This window comes from Paraburkholderia sp. TE9906, assembly GCF_056279605.1.
In genome coordinates this window covers 1-19,198 of record NZ_JBWCCT010000011.1, presented here as the reverse complement: position 1 = coordinate 19,198, position 19,198 = coordinate 1, and the positions used below count along the sequence as shown (strand labels likewise).

15 protein-coding genes and 2 riboswitches are annotated in these 19,198 nt (G+C 66.6%); of the genes, 8 read left to right on the top strand and 7 right to left on the bottom strand.

From position 1 onward, the window contains the following. Positions 1-158 precede the first annotated feature (158 nt). A complete protein-coding gene (locus ACZ9H4_RS26365; RefSeq protein ID WP_476121621.1) occupies positions 159-470 on the bottom strand; it encodes a hypothetical protein in 312 nt (103 codons plus the stop codon). Between the two features lie 164 nt (positions 471-634). Here ACZ9H4_RS26365 and ACZ9H4_RS26360 point away from each other — a divergent pair, with 164 nt between their 5' ends. From ACZ9H4_RS26360 to ACZ9H4_RS26345, 4 genes are all read left to right on the top strand, one after another. Continuing rightward, on the top strand, positions 635-1,372 hold the full coding sequence (locus ACZ9H4_RS26360) for a response regulator transcription factor (protein ID WP_408150431.1): 738 nt from the start codon (positions 635-637) through the stop codon (positions 1,370-1,372). A gap of 14 nt (positions 1,373-1,386) precedes the next feature. Then, a complete protein-coding gene (locus tag ACZ9H4_RS26355) occupies positions 1,387-2,823 on the top strand; it encodes a FecR domain-containing protein (RefSeq protein ID WP_408157926.1) in 1,437 nt (478 codons plus the stop codon). 66 nt (positions 2,824-2,889) lie between these two features. After that, the gene (locus ACZ9H4_RS26350; protein ID WP_476121619.1) at positions 2,890-5,388 is read left to right on the top strand and encodes a CHASE2 domain-containing protein; all 2,499 of its coding nucleotides are present in this window, start codon (positions 2,890-2,892) and stop codon (positions 5,386-5,388) included. 32 nt (positions 5,389-5,420) lie between these two features. After that, positions 5,421-6,014, top strand: coding sequence for a DUF4136 domain-containing protein (locus tag ACZ9H4_RS26345; protein ID WP_476121617.1), 594 nt, complete (start codon positions 5,421-5,423; stop codon positions 6,012-6,014). A gap of 10 nt (positions 6,015-6,024) precedes the next feature. Here the strand turns inward: ACZ9H4_RS26345 and bluB are convergent, their stop codons facing one another. The 5 genes from bluB to cobA form a co-directional block, all read right to left on the bottom strand. After that, positions 6,025-6,684: a 5,6-dimethylbenzimidazole synthase gene (bluB, locus tag ACZ9H4_RS26340; protein WP_408150424.1), complete on the bottom strand. Its 660-nt coding sequence runs from the start codon at positions 6,682-6,684 to the stop codon at positions 6,025-6,027. Next, a complete protein-coding gene (locus ACZ9H4_RS26335; protein ID WP_408150422.1) occupies positions 6,668-7,978 on the bottom strand; it encodes a cobyrinate a,c-diamide synthase in 1,311 nt (436 codons plus the stop codon). Before ACZ9H4_RS26335 ends, bluB begins: the two co-directional genes overlap by 17 nt. A gap of 135 nt (positions 7,979-8,113) precedes the next feature. Further along, complete coding sequence (gene cobO, locus ACZ9H4_RS26330; RefSeq protein WP_476121614.1) at positions 8,114-8,716, bottom strand: cob(I)yrinic acid a,c-diamide adenosyltransferase; 603 nt, start codon at positions 8,714-8,716, stop codon at positions 8,114-8,116. Beyond that, positions 8,713-9,294, bottom strand: coding sequence for a cobalamin biosynthesis protein (locus ACZ9H4_RS26325; protein ID WP_476121612.1), 582 nt, complete (start codon positions 9,292-9,294; stop codon positions 8,713-8,715). The genes cobO and ACZ9H4_RS26325 overlap by 4 nt, the downstream gene beginning before the upstream one ends. Next, positions 9,291-10,139: a uroporphyrinogen-III C-methyltransferase gene (gene cobA, locus ACZ9H4_RS26320; RefSeq protein WP_476121795.1), complete on the bottom strand. Its 849-nt coding sequence runs from the start codon at positions 10,137-10,139 to the stop codon at positions 9,291-9,293. Before cobA ends, ACZ9H4_RS26325 begins: the two co-directional genes overlap by 4 nt. Before the next feature lie 244 nt (positions 10,140-10,383). Continuing rightward, positions 10,384-10,625, bottom strand: a riboswitch (cobalamin riboswitch). Positions 10,626-10,692: 67 nt separating this feature from the next. Further along, positions 10,693-10,972, top strand: a riboswitch (cobalamin riboswitch). 209 nt (positions 10,973-11,181) lie between these two features. Here cobA and cobW point away from each other — a divergent pair. The 4 genes from cobW to ACZ9H4_RS26300 are packed head-to-tail and all read left to right on the top strand — an operon-like array spanning position 11,182 to position 17,905. Next, the gene (cobW, locus tag ACZ9H4_RS26315; protein ID WP_408157916.1) at positions 11,182-12,276 is read left to right on the top strand and encodes a cobalamin biosynthesis protein CobW; all 1,095 of its coding nucleotides are present in this window, start codon (positions 11,182-11,184) and stop codon (positions 12,274-12,276) included. Between the two features lie 6 nt (positions 12,277-12,282). Then, positions 12,283-16,113 carry a cobaltochelatase subunit CobN gene (cobN, locus tag ACZ9H4_RS26310; RefSeq protein WP_476121610.1) on the top strand — a complete coding sequence of 1,277 codons (3,831 nt, stop codon included), beginning with the start codon at positions 12,283-12,285 and terminating at the stop codon, positions 16,111-16,113. After that, positions 16,110-17,222 carry a magnesium chelatase ATPase subunit I gene (locus ACZ9H4_RS26305; protein ID WP_476121608.1) on the top strand — a complete coding sequence of 371 codons (1,113 nt, stop codon included), beginning with the start codon at positions 16,110-16,112 and terminating at the stop codon, positions 17,220-17,222. The genes cobN and ACZ9H4_RS26305 overlap by 4 nt, the downstream gene beginning before the upstream one ends. A 56-nt stretch (positions 17,223-17,278) precedes the next feature. Beyond that, a complete protein-coding gene (locus ACZ9H4_RS26300; RefSeq protein WP_408150410.1) occupies positions 17,279-17,905 on the top strand; it encodes a vWA domain-containing protein in 627 nt (208 codons plus the stop codon). A gap of 38 nt (positions 17,906-17,943) precedes the next feature. On the opposite strand, the gene ACZ9H4_RS26295 is transcribed toward ACZ9H4_RS26300, so the two are convergent. Further along, entirely contained in the window at positions 17,944-18,888 is a 945-nt protein-coding gene (locus ACZ9H4_RS26295; protein WP_476121606.1) for a flagellar brake protein, read from the bottom strand. Between the last annotated feature and the right edge of the window lie 310 nt (positions 18,889-19,198).

The following is a 19,198-nucleotide window of genomic DNA, read 5'->3' as shown; positions in this document are numbered from 1 at the left end:
TAAAACTGGGCGTAGTCGCCATAGTCGCCGAATGCGATCTTTTATGAGATAAAGCTGCACTCGCCGACAACGACGGCCGGATACCCGCAATCAATCCGTTCCCACTTGCCTTTTGTCGCAATTTAACAATGTTTAAACGATTTATTTTGAGATCATTCTTATACTCGCTCGAAAATTGTTAAATCAGTGAGCGACGAGTACGGTGCGATCTGAAATGACAGGCCGACGGGTCCCATCGGTGCACGAGCGAAACCAGCCGAAGCGAGCGCCGATTGGCGCCGGACGAGATCCACAGTCGGCGGATCCAGAGAGACTTCAAGAAAACGTGCGAAAGCGGCGCTCAATCCGAAGCCGTGACGGATAGTTGCTGAGCCGCGTCCGAAAAAAGCATGGGGGTTTTCGATTATGATGATTTGCTCTGAATAATCTGTAGGATAAAGGCGGTCGATATAAGCGTTGTTTCGGAACATGCCGAGACAACGCTGAAAACGGGGGCGAGGAAGGGCCACTAGTCAAAAAGGTGCGGCTAGAGCTTGAATGGGAAGCCGGATCGTCGGTGCGAGCACCGCCATCCCGGTCATCTGCCGGCTAGCCGGCACCGGTTACGAAGAACGACATCGCGTTGTGGGGTTTTATGAGAATTGCAGTTCTGGATGACGATTCGGCCCAGGCCGATCTGGTTTGCCAAACGCTGTCGGCGGCGGGCCATATCTGTCACGCATATGGCGCGGGGCGCGAGCTGGTGCGGCAGTTGCGCCGTCAGACTTTCGATCTGCTCGTGCTCGACTGGAACGTCCCTGACATGTCGGGCGAAGAGGTGCTGCGCTGGGTGCGCGAAAGCCTCTCCGAGCGCCTGCCGATTCTGTTCATGACCAGCCGCGGCCGCGAGACCGATATCACGTCGATCCTGAACACCGGGGCCGACGACTATCTCGTCAAGCCCGTATCGGCCGCCGTATTGCTGGCGCGGGTCGGCTCGCTGCTGCGCCGCGCCTACTATCTGAAGCCGCCGGCGGCGAAAGAAGTGTTCGGCGAATTCGAATTCGATCTGGGCGCGAAGCATGTGGTGGTGCGGGGCACGCCGGTCGCCGTCACGCAGAAGGAATTTGAACTGGCGCTGCTGCTGTTCCAGCACCTGAGCCGGCCGCTGTCGCGCGCTCACATTCTCGATGTGATCTGGAAGCAGGCCACCGACATCCCTTCGCGCACGATGGATACCCACGTGTCGATGCTGCGCAGCAAGCTCGGGCTGCGGCCGGAGAGCGGCTATCGCCTCACGCCGATCTACGGTTATGGCTACCGGCTCGAACGAATCGAGACCAACGAGCCGCCGGCCGCCGCGGACGAAACGCCGGAAGCGGGGCAGGCGTGACGTTTTCCCTGACTATGACGGTACGCTGCAGCGTAGCCGTGCCCGGCCGTCGTGCCGCCGGCTGGCTGGCGATGGCCGGGCTGATTGCAATGAGCTGGTGCGGGACGGTATCGGCCGAGTCGGCGGTATCCCGCGCGCTCAGACCCCGCGCCAAAGCCACGGCGCCGACCTATGTCCGGTACACGACGCGCGAAGGCGACTCGCTGTACGACATCGCCAACAGTTATCTGGACGGCACCGCCGACTGGGCCACGCTGAGCCGTCTGAACCACGTGCCTGCGCCACGCCGCATGCCCGCCGGCATCGTGTTGCGCCTGCCCGCCGACCGCCTCAAGCAGGATTGGGAAACGGCCCACGTGGTGGCGACCAGCGGTCCGGCCGAGCGCGCTTTCGGCAAGAACCCTTATGCGCCGCTCACGCCGGACGCGACGCTGGTCGAAGGCGACCGCATCCGTACCGGGCCAAACGGCTTCGTCACATTGGAGTTGCCGGACGGCTCGTTCATCACGGTCGCGCAGGATGGCGAACTCGACATCGGCAAGCTCCGGCGCACCAGGCTCACCGGCGCGGGCGACCGCGTCTTCGAACTGCATCACGGCGAGGTCGAGAGCCAGGTCACGCATGCGACCAGGCCGGACGACCGCTTCCAGATCCGTTCGCCGTCGGTGGTGGCGGGCGTGCGCGGGACGCGATTCAAGGTGAACTATAGCGGCGACGCGCAGACGACCATGGTGGAGGTGTTAGACGGTGCGGTCGGCGTCGATCCGGCCACGCAGAACGGCCGGGACGCCGCACCGCCGCCCGGCGCGGCGCTGCAGGCGTCCGAGCAGCTCGTGAAGGCGCGCTTCGGCAACGTCACGCGCTCGGGCGGCGCGGTCGGCGGTCCGGTCGAACTGCTGCCGGCGCCGGCGCTGGTCCAGCCGGCCCGAGTGCAGGACGGCAAGACGGTCGCGTTCGATCTCGTTGCGGCCGACCACGCCGTCGGCTACCGCGTGCAGATCGCGCGCGACGCTGACCAACTCGACCTGATCCGCGACCTGCGCGTGAGCGCGCCGCATGCGGACTTCGGCGATCTGCCCGACGGCACGTATTTCGTGCGGATCGCCGCGATCGCCGCCAACGGGCTCGACAGTCTGCCGCAGGTGTACGCGTTCGAGCGGCGTCAGGTGGGACTGGACGTGTCGGCCGGGCCGCGCGCCAACAGTCACGACTACGAGTTCCGCTGGTTCGTCAGCCGCGCGCAGGTCGATACACGTTTTCGCTTCGTGCTGGGCAAGACGCCCGATCTGCGTGAGCCGGTCGTCGATCGTACCGATCTGTCGGGCGGCCAATTCGTCGTCAGCGATCTGCCGGCCGGCGTCTATTACTGGACGATCATCGCCGAGCAGTTCCAGAACGGCCGCCTTTACGAAACGGGCAGCGCAGTGCGTTCGTTTACGATCGCGCGCTGACGCTGGTAGATTGGTGAGGCCGGCCCGCGAGCCGGCCCATTCCCAGGTTCCTCACCCCACACCCATTTGCCGACCACACCTACGCGCCTGAGCCTCGTCGACCCGCGTGCCCGTCTCGGCAGGCGCGCCGGCCTGCGCTTCCTGATCGAATGGGTGAGCGTCGGTTGCCTCGGCATCCTGGTGATTCTGCTTGCCTCGCTCGGCCGGATGAGCGCGAGCGTCGATCTGCTGGTCTACGACTACTTTCTGAGTGCGCGCGCGCAGCCTTCGCTGCCCGACATCGTCGTGGTCGAAATCGACAACGCAAGCATCGCGCAACTCGGCCGCTGGCCGTGGCCGCGCAGCGTCCATGCGAAGCTGCTCGAACAGATCGCCGGGGCGAAACCCGCCGCCGTGGTTTACGACGTGCTGTTCACCGAGGCCAATCCCGAAGACGCCCAACTGGCTCACGCGGTCGCGCTGAGTCCAACCTACCTGCCGGTGCTGCTGAGCGCGCCCGACGCCTCGGGGCGTCGAGTCGTGGTCGAGCCCGTCGCGCCGCTCGCGCAGGCGGCGGCTGGCCTCGGCCACATCAATTTCGAAGTGGACCGCGACGGCATCGTGCGCAGCGTCGCGCAGTTCGAGGGGGACGCCGGCTCGCGCTGGCCGCAACTGATGGTCGCGCTCGCCGATGCGATCGGGCGTGACACCGTGCACCTGAACGGGCGACCGCCACGGCAAGCGCCGGCTAGTGCGGCGGCGAGCCTGGCCGCCCGCGATAACGGCGGCGAAGACCGTTTCCTGATCCCGTTCGGCCCGAACGCGCAGAGCTACACGAGGCTGAGCTTCGCGAGCGTGCTCGCCGGCAAGGTATCGGCCGACCAGTTGCGCGGGCGCATCGTCGTGATCGGCGTGACCGCGTCCGGTTTGTACGACCGTTTCGCGACGCCGGTGTCCGGCGAACTGGGACCGTTGCCCGGCGTGTACATCCACGCGAACGTGCTCGACACCTTACTCACCGGCCGCGAGATCCAGCCGGCCGGGCGCTGGATGGTGTTCGCGGTGTCGCTGCTGCCGCTCGCGGTGCTGCTGGGCGGATTTCTGGTGCTGTCGCCGCGTCGTTCGTTGCTACTGACGGTCGGCCTCGTGCTGCTCTCGGTGGCCGCCAGCGCCGCGTGGCTGTACGGCGCGCGGTTCTGGATATCGCCGGCGCCGGCCATGATCGGCGTGGTGGTCGTGTATCCGATCTGGAACTGGCGGCGCCTCGAAATGACGATGGCCTATCTGCGCGAAGAACTGCAGCGCCTCGCCGACGAGCCTCATTTGCTGCCTGAAACGCCGCAGCGCCGCCGCGAGTTCAGCGGCGACGTGCTGGAGCAGCATATGGCCCTGATGGCGCAGGCCGCGCAGCGGGTGCAGGACATGAAGCGATTCGTCTGGGACAGCCTCGACAGCATGCCCGAGCCGATCCTGGTCAGCGACGTGCACGGCGTCGTGCTGATCGCGAACCATGCGGCCAAGGCGCATTTCGCGCGGCTCGGCGCGCCGCTGCCCGAAGGGCGGCCTATGCAGGCGGTGCTGGACGGCCTGACGCTCGTCAAGACGATCGACGGCGACGCGGCCTCGGACGCCGAGCACAATCAGTACGCGCATGCGCACTGGCCGGCGCTGCTCGATCCGGCGCGCGGCGAATTCGCCGCACTGATGGAGCACGGCGTCGAGGTGCGCGACGCCAACGGGCGCGACCATCTGCTGCGCTACGCGACCTGTACCAACGCGCAAGGCGAGACGACCGGCTGGATCGCGGGTCTCGTCGACGTGTCGGCGCTGCATGCGGCCGAGCGTCAGCGCGAAGACGCGTTGCGGCTGCTGTCGCACGACATGCGCTCGCCGCAGGCGTCGATTCTGGCGCTGGTCGAGATCGAGCGCGCCCGCACCGAGCCCACGCTTGCGCGCGAATTGCTGGGGCGCATCGAGCGCTATGCGCAACGCGCGCTCACGCTCGCCGACGACTTCGTGCAACTGGCGCGCGCCGAGTCGCAAGCCTATGTGCTCGAACCGGTGAGCCTGACCGAGTTGATCATCGACGCGAGCGACGAAGTCTGGCCGCAGGCGCACGCGAAGCGCATCACGCTGCAGACGGACACCGGCGACGACCACGAGGACGACGGCCGCTGGATCTGCGTCGACCGGTCGCTGATAACGCGCGCGCTCGTCAACATCCTGAACAACGCGGTCAAGTACAGTCCGCCGGACACGCGCATCGTGTGCAGCGTCGAGAGCGCGACACCGGCGATCGTGCCGGGCCCCGCGCGGCGCGTGTCGTGCACGATCCGCGATCAGGGCTACGGCATTCCGACGGAGCAGCAGGCGGGGCTGTTCGAGCGCTTTCGCCGCTTTCACGCGAGCGAGCGGCCCGAGGTGGGCGGAGCGGGGCTCGGCATGGCCTTCGTGAAGACCGTCGTGACGCGCCATGGCGGCGACGTCGACGTGGTCAGCGCGCCCGGCGAGGGCACGGCTTTTACGATCTGGCTGCCGGCGCTCGATGAGGCGCAATTCGACGCATCCGTCACGTCACGTTCATGACGGACCAACACGTAAGGTTCGAAAAAGAGAAGATGCACAAAACCACTCTGATGTGTGCCGCGCTGGCCGCGGCAAGCCTCTGCGGTTGCGCGGGCCTCAATGCGGACGTGCACAGCGCGAATCCGGCGGCGGGGCTGCCGGGAGAGCCGACTTATACGATCATGCGCATGCCGTCGCAGGATGCCAGCGCCGATCATCCGCAATTCGAGGCGCTGCTGCGCGACGAACTGGCCAAACGCGGCTTCGTCGCCGCGACGGGCAACGCCACGCATTATCTGCTGTCGATTGCGTATGACACGCGGCCGGCCACGGTCGGCGTCGGCGGCAAGGATTGCGCGCCGAGCGACTGCGCCAAAGCCGAGGCGCCGTTCGCGCTGTTCGGCGGCGCTCCTTACCAGCATTCGCTGACACTGCGCTTTTTCGAGCGCACGAGCGGCGAAGAGCGCTATAAGGTTCGCGCGGTGATCGCCGATCGCGATGCGGACCCGCTGCACGCGATGCCGGTGCTCGTGAAAAGCGCGCTGGCGAAGTTTCCGTTCGATGCGTCCGACTGGCGTGTCAAGCTGCGGCAGGACAAGGCGAGCGGCGTGCCGGACGTGATTTCGGTGAAGCCGCTGCCACAGTAACGGGCGCGGGCTATCGCTGCGGCGCGTCGGCTTCCGGCCAGCGGTTTTCGAACACGCAATCGGCCAGCGGCAGGCGGCTTGCCCAACGCTCGGTTTCCAGCATCGGCTCGCTGTAGAACTGGTCGACGTGGCCCAGACACAGGATCGCAACCGGCCGTGCTCCCTCGGGCATGTGCAGCAGCGTGCGGACCGCGTCGACGTCAAACAGCGACACCCAGCCCATGCCGAGCCCTTCGGCGCGCGCGGCGAGCCACATGTTCTGGATCGCGCACGCCACCGAGGCCAGATCCATCTCCGGTAACGTGCGGCGCCCGAAGATATGGCGCTCGCGCCCGTCCATCAGCGCGATCACCAGCAGTTCGCCGCACTCCAGAATGCCTTCCACTTTCAGCTTCATGAACTCTTCGCGGCGCTTGCCGAGCGCGTCGGCGGTGGCGAGCCGTTCGCTTTCGACCGTTGCGTGCAAGGCGGTGCGCAGCGCCGCGTCGGTGATCCGCATGATCCGCCACGGCTGCATGAAGCCGACGCTCGGCGCGTGATGCGCCGCGTCGAGCAGGCGCGCGAGCATGGCGGGATCGACGGGATCGCGCACGAAGTGGCGCATGTCGCGGCGTTCGTAAATCGCGCGATAGACGGCGTCGCGCTCGGAGTCGTTAAAAGGCTTCGCCATGGAACAGGGCGGCCGTGAAGGCCGGGTTGGAGGGCCAGTAAGCGTGCATGTAGGTCGCCACGATCGAGCCCGCGCGATAGACGGCCTCGCCGGGGCCGTCGCTGTTCGGCCGGGTGGCCGAGCGCAGCGGGGTAAGCGGGCTGCTCAGCTTCGAGTAGTGAAACGTGTGGCCGGTCAGCGGCCCGTGCAGGCCGTCGATCTGCTGCATGCCGAGCGCCGTGAAGCGGGTTTGCATCGTCGCATGGCCGGGCAGCAGGCCGAGCATCGGCGTCGTGACGCCGTGCGCGTCGGTCAGCCGGTCGAGCAGGTAGAGCATGCCGCCGCATTCGGCGACCAGCGGTTTGCCCGCCGCCGCGTGCGCGTGGATCGACGCGGCGCTGCGCGTGCTGGCGGCGAGCGTCGCGGCGTGCAGCTCCGGATAGCCGCCTGGCAGATAGAGCGCGTGGGCGTCGTCGGGCAAGACCTCGTCGGCGAGCGGCGAAAAATAGTCGACCCGCGCGCCGAGCGCTTCCAGCAACGCGACGTTGGCCGGATAGATGAACGAGAACGCGGCGTCGCGGGCAATCGCGATGCGCTTGCCTTCGAGCAGGCGCGGCAAGGCTTGCGGCGCCGGCGCGCCGAACTCGACCGGCGGTGGCAAGGCGGTGAGCGCGGTCTGGGCGAGCGTGTCGGCGGCGCGGTTCAGACGCGCGTCCAGATCGTCGATCTCGGCCGCCTGGTGCAGGCCGAGGTGGCGGTCGGGCAACGCGATTTCATCACTGGCTGCGATGTGTCCGCACCAGCGCAGCCCGGCGGGCAACGCCTCTTCGAGCATCTGCGCGTGGCGCGCCGAGCCGACGCGATTCGCGAGCACGCCATGAAACGGCACCTGCGGGCGAAAGTGCGCGAGGCCGAAGGCGACCGCGCCGAAGGTCTGCGCCATCGCCTTCGCGGAAATCACTGCGAGCACCGGCACGCCGAAGACCGTCGCGAGATCGGCGCTGCTCGGCGTGCCGTCGAACAGACCCATCACGCCTTCGATCAGGATCAGATCGGCTTCGGCCGCCGCCTGTGCGAGCAGATTGCGGCACGCGGCCTCGCCGACCATCCACAGGTCGAGCGACAGAACCGGTGCGCCGCTCGCGCGCGCGAGGATCATCGGATCGAGAAAGTCCGGGCCGGTTTTGAAGACGCGTACGCGCCGTCCCAACCGTTGGTGGTAGCGCGCGAGACCGGCGGTGATCGTGGTTTTGCCCTGCCCCGAAGCGGGAGCGCTGATGAAGAGCGCGGGGCAGGCACGGGAGGAAGTCTCCATCGGGCGCGCTCCGGAGTTAGTCTTCTGTGCAGACGCCCCGGTGGACGTTCCTTGGGAGGGCACCCCGCAGGGCGCGGAGGCCTCTCCCTGTTGGGACGCTCCTGACGAAGTGCCGTTGGGCCGCTCGGACATCGCTCAGAACTCCACGCCGCGCTGCGCTTTCACGCCTTGCTCGCGGTACGGATGCTTGACGATGCGCATTTCGGTGACGAGGTCGGCGGCTTCGATCAGCGCGTCCGGTGCGTGGCGGCCGGTGACCACCACGTGCAGCATCGCGGGGCGCGCCTTCAGCACCGACAGCACTTCGTCGAGCGGCAGGTATTCGTACTTCAGCACGGTGTTCAGCTCGTCGAGGATCACCATCTGGTACTCGCCGCTTTCGATCATCCGGCGCGCTTCGTCCCAGCCTTTGCGGGCGGTGGCGATGTCGGCGTCGCGGTTCTGCGTGTTCCAGGTGTAGCCGTCGCCCATCGTGACGAAATCGCAGTTCGCGATCGCGCCGAGGAAGTCTCGCTCGGACGTATGCAGCGCGCCTTTGATGAACTGCACGACGCCGAGCCGCATGCCGTGTCCGAGCACCCGCACGGCCATGCCGAACGCGGCGGTGGTCTTGCCCTTGCCGGTGCCGGTGTTGACGATCAGCAGGCCTTTTTCGACGGTCGCGTTGGCCTGCTTCTTCTCGTGGCCTTCGCGTCGGCGCTCGGTCATGCGTTGATGCGATTCGGGGTCGGTCTTCATCGAAGGTCCTGTCGGTGAGGGGCGTGGTTGGGTGGTTCGTCACCGGCGTCGGTTGCGGCCGTGGCGATTGCCACGGTGACGCCGCCGTGGTGCGTTTTGGAGACTAGGAGGCGGGTGGTTAGGAGGCGGGTGGTGGGTGCTGCCGGTGCAATTGCTACGGCACCACGTGCGGCGAGCGTACCCGCAGCCGCCACAGCCGATATTGCGCCCGCATCGGGTGCGGTGTGCGCCGCGCGTGCGCCACGCACAGTCGCCGCTACGAGCGCGGCAGGCTCACACGACGCCGCGAGCAGCGCACACGGTTCGCAGACGCCGTCCACGCCGAGATGCTCTCGCACGGCGTCCGACGGTTTCGCGACTGCGATTCCTGCGATCTGCGCACGGCTGAAGAGTAGCAACGGCAGCGCGTGACGCGCGCAGAATTCGAGCAGACCCGGCTCGTCGGCTTTGGTGTCGACCGAAGCGACTGCGCGAATCCGATCGAATGCATGTGGACCGAGCGCGGCGCGCACGGCCGCTTCGATCTGCGCGGCCGGCGTGTTCAGGCGGCAACCAATGCCGACGCTCAGCGTTTTCATTGGGAGGCCGTTCCGGGAGTCGAGGCAGCGGCGGAATCGGCACTGGCAACGGAAGTGCCATCAACGTCGGAGCCGCCATTGGCGCCAGCACCAGCCGCCCCATGCGCCACGTCCGCCTTGACCGCCGCACGAGCCAGCGCCAGCGACGCCACCCCGCCGATCACCACGATCGCCGGCGAGCCAAGCCCCGCACGCGCGACAGCATCGACGAACTCGCCGAGCCGCGCGAGCACGTGACGCTGTTCGGGACGCGTCGCCGATTCGATCGCCGCGCACGGCGTGTCGGCGCGCATGCCGGCCGCGAGCAGCGCGGCGGTGATCTCGCTCAGGCGCCGCATGCCCATATAAATCACCAGCGTCATCTGGGTAGCGACGAGCGCGGTCCAATCCGGCTCGCCGCTGCCCGCGCCGTGTCCCGTGACGAACACGACGCCCTGCGCGTAATCGCGATGTGTGACCGGGATGCCGATTGCCGCGGGCGCGGCAATCCCCGCCGTGATGCCGTTGATCACTTCGACCTCGATGCCCGCTTCGTGCAGCGCCTGCTGTTCCTCGCCGCCACGGCCGAACACGAACGGATCACCGCCCTTGAGGCGCGCGACGCTGCGCCCGGCCCGCGCATGTCCGAGCATCTGCGCAACGATGCCGGCTTGCGGCGTGGACGGATGCCCGCCGCGTTTGCCGACGTACACGACCTGCGCGTCATCGCGCGCGAATTGCAGCACGTCGGGATTGACCAGGTCGTCGACCAGCACCACGTCGGCTTGCGCCAGCGCGCGGGTGGCCTTCAGCGTCATCAGTTCGACGTCGCCCGGGCCCGCGCCGATCAGCCACGCGCGGCTCATCGCGGCGGGCATGGCGCGCGCCATGGCGTCACCGGCGGGAAGGGGCGAAGCGGGCAACTGCGCCCAGCGGCGGAGATTGAAATCATGCGGTGCAACGGATTCGGGCTCGGCGAAAACGCGGCCGGTTCATGGCGAATCCCGCGAAAGTACGGCTCATGCGGAATACGCGAACGGACGCGTCACGTCGTGCTTCAGCGCCTTCACATCCGTCCCTCGCGGATTCCGGCGGCCGGCGGCGTAACGTGCGCCGCCTCCGCGTCTGGCCGGTATCCGGGCTGGCGGCCTCATGCGCTTTGCCTTCCCGTGCCGGATTCGCCGGACAGTGGCATCGAAAAAACGCATGCGCGGCAGGGCTGATGGAACAGCGCGCCGCAGGTCGCTTACCGTTGCGGGGACAGCACAGGTTGAGCGCATGACGCGCTGCCTGTTTCCCGTTTAACTGCACACGCGAACGCATGTGCGGGCACCAAACGCGCGCATACGATAGCACATGGCACCCCGCCCGATAAGCGCTTGCGGCCTGCGTTTTCTTGACTGCACGGGGCCGCGGGCCTACACTCGCACGCACTTTGGTGCTCGTGTGCGCGCTCGTGCGCATGCAGTTAAACGGGAAACAGGGTGCCCGCCTGCATTGGACCGGGTCAACCTGTGCTGCCCCCGCAACGGTAAGCGAAAAGTGGCGTCGGTTGCATCGACCGACGCTGCGGAGCCGGCTTCGATGTCCACGCGCAAGGCCGCGTCGGCATATCACCACTGGGCGAGAAATCACTCGTCCGGGAAGGGGAAGCGGCGCTTTCGCCAGCCCGGATACCGGCCAGAATACGCAGGATGCCCGCCGCGGGGATGCGACGGCGCGTTCATGACCTCACACCCGCTTTCTGTTTACCGTTGTCGCGGCAACGCCGTCGTTCGTCCCCGTGTGTTGTGATCGTGCCGGCTTTGGCAGCGCGTGCGCCTCGTGCGTGTCCGGCCGGCCAGCCCATGCAGACAGACGCGCGAACGTACCGGCGGCCCCGGGCAACGCCTACGGATGGACCTCACGATGCAAACTCAAATGCGCAAGATCCCCGTCACCGTCGTCACGGGCTTTCTCGGCAGCGGCAAGACCACGCTGCTGCGGCATATTCTTCAGCATGCGGGCGGCAAGCGCATTGCGGTGATCGTCAACGAGTTCGGCGAACTCGGCATCGACGGCGAAATCCTCAAAGGCTGCGGCATCGGTTGCGATGAAAACGGCGTCGAAACCGAAGGGCAACTGTATGAACTCGCGAACGGCTGCCTGTGCTGCACCGTGCAGGAAGAGTTCTTTCCCGTGATGGAAAAGCTCGTCGAGCGCCGCGAGCAGATCGATCACGTGCTGATCGAAACCTCCGGTCTCGCGTTGCCCAAGCCGCTGGTGCAGGCGTTCAACTGGCCGCAGATCAGGAACAGCTTCACCGTCGATGCGGTCGTCACGGTCGTCGACGGCCCGGCTGCCGCCAGCGGCCAGTTCGCCGATAACCCGGTGGCCGTCGACGCGCAGCGCAAAGCCGATCCGAATCTCGATCACGAGTCGCCGCTGCACGAACTGTTCGAAGATCAACTCTCGGCGGCCGACCTCGTGATCCTGAACAAGACGGACCTGCTCGACGACGCGCAGCAGGGCGCGGTCGAAGCGGTGATCCGCGAAGAGATTCCGCCGCAGGTGAAGGTCGTGCGCGCGCAGATGGGCCAGCTCGATCTGCATACGTTGCTGGGTCTCGAAGCAGCGTCGGAGGAAACGATCCACTTGCGCCACGACCACCACGGGTCCGCCGACGACGCCGATCACCACCACGACGAATTCGATTCAGTGGTCGTGCAGGCGAATGCGCCGTCGCGTGAAGCGGTGATCGCCGCGCTGCAAGCGCTCGTCGAAGCGAACACGATTTACCGCGTCAAAGGCTTCGCGGCATTGCCGGGCGCGCCGATGCGTCTCGTGATCCAGGGCGTGGGCCGGCGCTTCGACAGTTACTTCGATCGACGCTGGCAGCCCGGCGAAGGGACGCAAAGCCGCTTCGTGCTGATCGGCGAAGACCTCGATCAGGCCGCGTTGCAACGCGCGTTCGATGCGGCGCTCGGCGTCGTGTCGTCGCGCGCCGCAGCCAGCGAGGCGTAAGCGCTCATGCATCTGCTGCGCACGACGCCGGGCGGTTTCGTCGACGATACGCAGGGCGTGATCCGTATCGATCAGCAGCCCGCCGACATTGTCGTGCTCAGTTCCGCCGACACCACGCTGTCCCTGCTCGCGAGTGTTTTTCCGCGGTTGGGCGAGGGCTTCCCCAGCGTGCGACTCGCGAACGTCACGTATCTGCGGCAACCGGCCTCGGTCGATTTCTATCTCGAGGATGTGCTGCAGCACGCGCGCGTGGTGGTGGTCGATCACCTCGGCGGCGAGGCGTATTGGCCATACGGCATCGAGCAGGTGGTCGCGCTGGCGGAGCGCAAACAGCAAACGCTCGCAATGTTTTCCGGCGACTTGCAGGAAGATCCGAACCTGCTCGCGCGCAGCACCGCCGCTGCCGATCTGTGTCATCAGCTCTGGCGCTATCTGCGCGAGGGCGGTCCGCAAAATGCCGAGGCGTTTTTGCGCTGCATCGCGCACCGCGCGTTCGGCTGGGGGCGCGAGCCTGCGCCGCCGCGCGCGTTGCCGGCCGCCGCGCTCTATCATCCGCGGCACGACATGCCGACCATCGCCGACTGGCAGGCGCGCTGGCAAGCCGGCGCGCCGGTCGCGGCGATCCTGTTTTACAAGGCGCATCTGCAGGCGGCCAACACGGCGGTGTTCGACGCGCTGATCGACGCGCTCGAAGCACAGGGCCTCAATCCGTTGCCGATCGCGATCACGTCGCTGAAAGACGCGATGAGCCGCGACGTCGTGCAGACATTGTGCGCGCAGCACGAGGTCGCGCTGGTGTTGAATACGACCGCCTTCGCCGCATCCGCGATCGACGACCCCGCGCCGCTCGCGCTTGCCGGCGACGCGCCGGTGTTCCAGGTGATCCTGAGCGGCGGCAATCGCGACGACTGGCTCAAGGACAACCACGGCCTCAATTCGCGCGATATCGCGATGCATATCGCGCTGCCGGAAGTGGACGGACGCATCATCACGCGCGCGATCAGTTTCAAGGGGCTCGCGTATCGCTGTGCGCACACCCAGGTCGACGTGGTGCGTTATCAGCCGGACCTCGAACGGGTGGGCTTTCTCGCTGAATTGAGCCGCCGCTGGTGCCGTCTGCGATCGCTCGATAATGCGGACAAGAAACTCGCGCTGATTCTCGCCAACTATCCGATGAGCGAAGGGCGCATCGGCAATGGCGTGGGGCTCGACACGCCGGCGTCGGTGGTCGGCATGCTGGCGATGCTGCGCGACGAGGGCTATCGTCTCGCGGACGAATTGCCCGCCGATGGCGATGCGCTGCTGAGGAAGCTCACGCAAGGCGTGACCAACGATCCGGTCGTGCGCGATCTGCGCCCCGCGTTGCAAAGCCTCGCGCTCGACGACTATCTCGCGCATTTCAACGCGCTGCCCGCCGAGGCGCGTCAAGCACTGAACGCGCGCTGGGGTACGCCCGACCAGGACCCGACCCTGCGGCGCGGCCGTTTCCTGATCGCGGGCTGGCGCTGCGGGCAGGTGTTCGTCGGCATCCAGCCGTCGCGTTCGCGCGAGCAGGGCGATTATGCGAGCTATCACGACGCCGAACTGGTGCCGCCGCATGCGTACCTCGCGTTCTATTTCTGGCTGCGTCACCAGTTCGGTATCGACGCGGTCGTGCATGTCGGCAAGCACGGCAATCTCGAATGGCTGCCCGGCAAGAGCGTCGCGTTGAGCGAGGCGTGCTGGCCCGATCTGATCCTCGGGCCTATGCCGCATCTGTATCCGTTCATCGTCAACGATCCGGGCGAGGGCAGCCAGGCCAAACGCCGCGCGCAGGCGGTCATCGTCGATCACCTGATGCCGCCGCTCACGCGTGCCGAAAGTTATGGTCCGTTGCAGGATCTGGAGCGCCAGGTCGACGAATACTATGAAGCGCTGATGGTCGATCCGCGCCGCTCGAAGCTGCTACGGCGCACGATTCTGGCGACCATCGTCGAGCACAAGCTGCATGAGGAGTTGAGTCTCGCGGAGCCGAACGGCGAGGACGACGAGGACGTGCTGCTCACGCGCGTCGACGCGTGGCTGTGCGAATTGAAGGAAGCGCAGATTCGCGATGGCTTGCATACGTTCGGGCAATCGCCTGCCGGTGTGCAGCGGCGCGACACGTTGCTCGCGTTGGGGCGCTTTCCGGTCGGTGACGGGCGAGGCGCCAGAGCCGGCTTGATCGATGCGTTGGCACGCGATCTGCGGATGGATCATCTGTTCGATCCGTTGTCGGTGGATTGGTCGGCGGTGTGGGACGGCCCGCGTCCCGATGTGTTGCAGCAGGTGAGCGACGCGCCGTGGCGGCATGGCGGCGACACGCGCGAACGGCTCGAGTTGCTGGCGGCGCAAATGTTGAGCGGCGTGTGCGGCGACCGGGCCGATGCAGGCGAGCTGCGCGGCGCGATATCACGCGCGACACCGCCAGCCGGTGCGCTGCCGCAAGCGGAGCAGGTCATCGAGCGCTTGCGCGACGACGTGCTGCCGAGGCTCGACGCCTGCGGTCCACAGGAAATGCTGCATCTGAAGCGCGGCCTCGAAGGGCGCTTCGTGCCGCCGGGGCCGAGCGGTTCGCCGTCGCGCGGACGGCCCGACGTGCTGCCCACCGGCCGCAATTTCTATTCGGTCGACACGCGCGCGGTGCCGACGCAAGCCGCGTGGTCGCTCGGACTGAAATCCGCGCAGCAGTTGCTCGAGCGGCATCTGCAGGACAAAGGCGATTATCCGCGCGCGATCGGGCTCTCGGTCTGGGGCACCGCGACGATGCGCACCGGCGGCGACGACATCGCCCAGGCGCTCGCGCTGCTCGGCGTGCGGCCGAAGTGGGCGCCGGGCAGCCATCGCGTGACCGACTTCGAGATCATGCCGATCGAAGCGTTCGATCGTCCGCGTATCGACGTCACGTTGCGCGTGTCCGGATTTTTCCGCGACGCCTTTGCGAACGTGATGCATCTGTTCGACGCCGCTGTGCAGGCCGTTGCCGAACTCGACGAACCCGAAGCGCTGAACCCGATTCGCGCGCGTGTGCTGCGCGAACGCGATGCGCTGATCGCGCGCGGCATGGATGCCGCCGAGGCGCGCCGGCGCGCCGGCTGGCGCGTGTTCAGCGCACGGCCCGGCGCGTATGGCGCGGGTCTGCAGGACATGATCGACTCGCAGCAGTGGCAGACCGACGCCGATCTCGCGGACGCTTATCAGGCGTGGGGTGGCTACGCGTACACGCAGAAGAACGCGGGCGAAGAAGCGCGCGATGAGTTCGGTGCGCGCCTCGCCGCGCTGGACGTGGTGCTGCAGAACCAGGACAACCGCGAACATGACCTGCTCGATTCGAACGACTATTACCAGTTCCAGGGCGGCATGGTCGCGGCGGTTCGGCATCTGGCCGGCACTCAGCCGAGCGTGTATCACGCCGATCACAGCAATCCGGCCGCGCCGCGCGTACGCACGCTGCATGAGGAGATCGCACGCGTGATTCGTTCGCGTGTGGTCAATCCCAAGTGGATCGACGGCGTGAAGCGTCACGGCTATAAGGGCGCGGCCGAGATCGCCGCGACCGTCGATTATCTGTACGGTTACGATGCGACCGCGCGGGTGATCGCGGATCATCAATATGCGCTCGTCACGGATGCTTATCTGAACGACGCCGATACGCGCGAGTTCTTGCAGCGGCACAATCCGCATGCATTGCATTCGATCTGCGAGCGTCTGCTAGAAGCGATGCAGCGGGGATTGTGGCAAGCGCCGGGCGAGTACCGTGCACAAGTCGAAGGACATCTGCTCGCGAGCGAGCAGCAGATCGAAGGAATGCAGACATGAATGCAGCGACGCCAGCAATGAGCCGCCAGGCGGCCGAGGAGCCGCGGCGCAATCAGCGACCCGGGTTTCCGTTTGCCGCGTTGATCGGGCAGGCGCCGTTGCAGCAGGCGCTGCTGCTGGCCGCGATCGATCCGGGGCTGGGCGGCGTGCTGGTCAGCGGGCCGCGCGGCACGGCCAAGTCGACCGCGGCGCGCGCGCTCGCCGAGTTGCTACCGCAAGGGCAACTGGTGAATTTACCGCTCGGCGCGAGCGAAGACCGTCTGATCGGTACGATCGATATCGAAACCGTGCTGCGTGACGGCTCGGTGCGTTTTTCTCCAGGCCTGCTCGCGAAAGCGCATCACGGCGTGCTGTATGTGGATGAAGTCAATCTGTTGCCTGATGCGCTCGTCGATGCATTGCTCGACGTCGCGGCGAGCGGCGTGAACACCGTCGAACGCGATGGCGTTTCGCATAGCCACGACGCGAGCTTCGTGCTGATCGGGACGATGAATCCCGAAGAAGGTGAACTGCGGCCGCAATTGATCGACCGCTTCGGCTTGATGGTGGAGTTGCAGAACTGTTTCGAGCCGCAAGTGCGTCAGGCGATCGTGAAAGCGCGGCTCGCGTTCGATCTCGATGCGCAGGGCTTTCGTGCAGGCTATGCGGCGCGGCAGGCGGCGTATGTCGAGCGGATTCGTGCGGCGCGCGAAGCGCTGCCGCAACTCGCGTTCGACGACGCCGTGCACGCGCATGTCAGCGCGTTGTGCATCGACGCGGCCGTGGATGGTCTGCGCGCTGATCTCGTGATGCTGCGCGCGGCGCGGGCGTTGGCCGCACTGGAGCAGGCGGTCGCGGTAACGGCGGAGCATGTCGACCGGGTTGCCGAGGTGGTGTTGATTCATCGGCGTCGTCAGCGTGACGAGCAGGCAGGTGGCGATGCGTATGAGAGCGAAGCGCGGCGGCAAGCCGCTGCGGGCGGCACTGCGGATCGACCGGCTGGATCTGCAGCGGATGCCGCGTCGGCTCCCCCCGGCACCGACGAGAACGACTGGGGCTACCTGCCGCCCGAGCCGGCCCCGACCAGGCAAGTCAAAGGCGTCATACCGCTTGGCGCAAAAAAACGCTGAGCCATCGGAAGGGCGCCGCCGCTGACACGCGCAGCGGTTTTCGATGGCGAGGAGGCGTGGGTGCGAATTCGCGCAGCCATTTGCGGGGCGATCCGCGCGGCAAGCCGGGTAAGCGCATCACCTGGCCGCTAACGCTTGCCGCGAAGCGCGCGGCGCCGCTGCGTGCAGATCACCTGCGCTTCGTGCGGGAGGCGCCGCGCGGCGGCGTAATGCATTGCTTCGTGCTCGATTGTTCCGGCTCCATGCTGGCCGGGCAGCGTCTTGCGCTCGCGAAGGGCTTGCTGACTGCGTTGTTCGACCGCGCGAGCGCCGCGCGCGCCGAAGCTGCGTTGGTCTGTTTCGGCGGCGCGGAGGCGGACGTGCGTTTTGGCCCGGCCGTGCCGCGCTGGTGGAACGAGCGGTGGCTCCGGCCCGTGGGCGGCGGCGGCGGCACGCCGCTCACGTCCGGCATCCGGCGCGCCGCACAGTTGCTCGCGCGGAGTGCGCGTGTGAAGCCCGCCCAGCAGCGCTGGCTGTGGATTCTGACCGATGGCCGCACCCGCGACGAACCTGCGCGCCCGCCCGACGCGGACGAAGTTGTATTTGTCGATTTCGAGCGCGGGGCGATACGGCTCGGCCGTTGCGAAGCGCTCGCCGATGCGTGGGGGGCGCGGCGTGTGAGGCCGGAAGAGCTGATCGGCTGAGCGGCCCGTGCGTCTGGGTGTCGCCCGCTTTCATACGCTTACTTCAGACCGTTCGACCAGTACTGCACGTCGTCCTGCCGGTCGAATACGAAGACTTTCATCGCCATCTGCTGGGACGCGTCGAGCCGGTCCAGCTCAAGCCCATGGTTCGACGGGGCGCCAGGCGCGTTGCCTTTCTGCACGTTGCGGATGATGGCGCTGGTCTCGATCTGCGTATCGAATTCCGCCGACTTCAGGCGGAAAGCGATTCGCAGCCGTTCGCCGACCGCGCCGAGCGTCCACGCGGCGCTCAACGACATGCCGAGCGCACTGATGCCCTTGGCCAGACCGAGTCCTTCATATGCATTGCCCGTTTCGCCGATGCCAAAACGTACCGCCAGGCGCGCCTGAACGCGGATCGATTTGCGCTCGCGCAGACGGCGGACGACGCCGGGCTTCGACAGCACGACGTAGTCGAACGGCGCGCGGCAGACCGCTTCGACCGTGCAGACGAAGCGGAACACGGCCTGGCTGGCGATGGCGACGATCTCGATGTTTTCGCCCGGCGCGAGCGGTAGCTGGCGGCCTTGCTGCAACGGCGGCGTGACGAAGAGCGCGTGATTCGGCGCGAAACCGATGATGCGGCATGGGTGCATTGGCGCGCCGCTGCCGAGCTGCGAACGCACGCCGATCAATGCGCCTATTTCGAGGTGCATGTCCTTGAGCGTCAGTTCGCTGGCGGAATCCGCGAGTGGTGCTGCCGTGGGCGACGCTTGGGTGGCCGTGTCCAGCAGATCACCCCGCTGCGGATGAAAGTGACTGAACAGGAAGTTGCGTTCGTCCGTGTTCGCCAGAGTGGTGCCGCCAGCGAACAGCAGTGAGCCGTCGCTATCGACGATCGGCCAGGCGAGGGGCGTGCCGACTGGCACCGCATCCGGGGCGAGCGCCGACGATAGCGCGGCGGGCGAGTTTTCCACGACGTGTTCCTCGACAGGATGATCCATGGTCGGGCGGTTATTTTAAGTGGCGGGATATCTTGGTTGACGGCGGCGGAAGTGAAAACTTGAGTGCGCGGTTATTACGGTCGGTTACGCGCCGGTGGTTCCGAATGGGGTGTTCAATAAAATTGGATAACTAACTAATTTTTTGGCTCTGGTCGGAGGCGTGGCTTTACTGGCCAGAAGAAAATTCACAGAAGGGGCTTGACGACCTGGCGACCGTTCTCCATAATCTCGTTTCTCTGCTGCTGATGCAGCGACGCAGAACGAAGCGGTGCCGGGTGGTTGAAGTGGGCGCTGTGCGTGAGCGGATCGA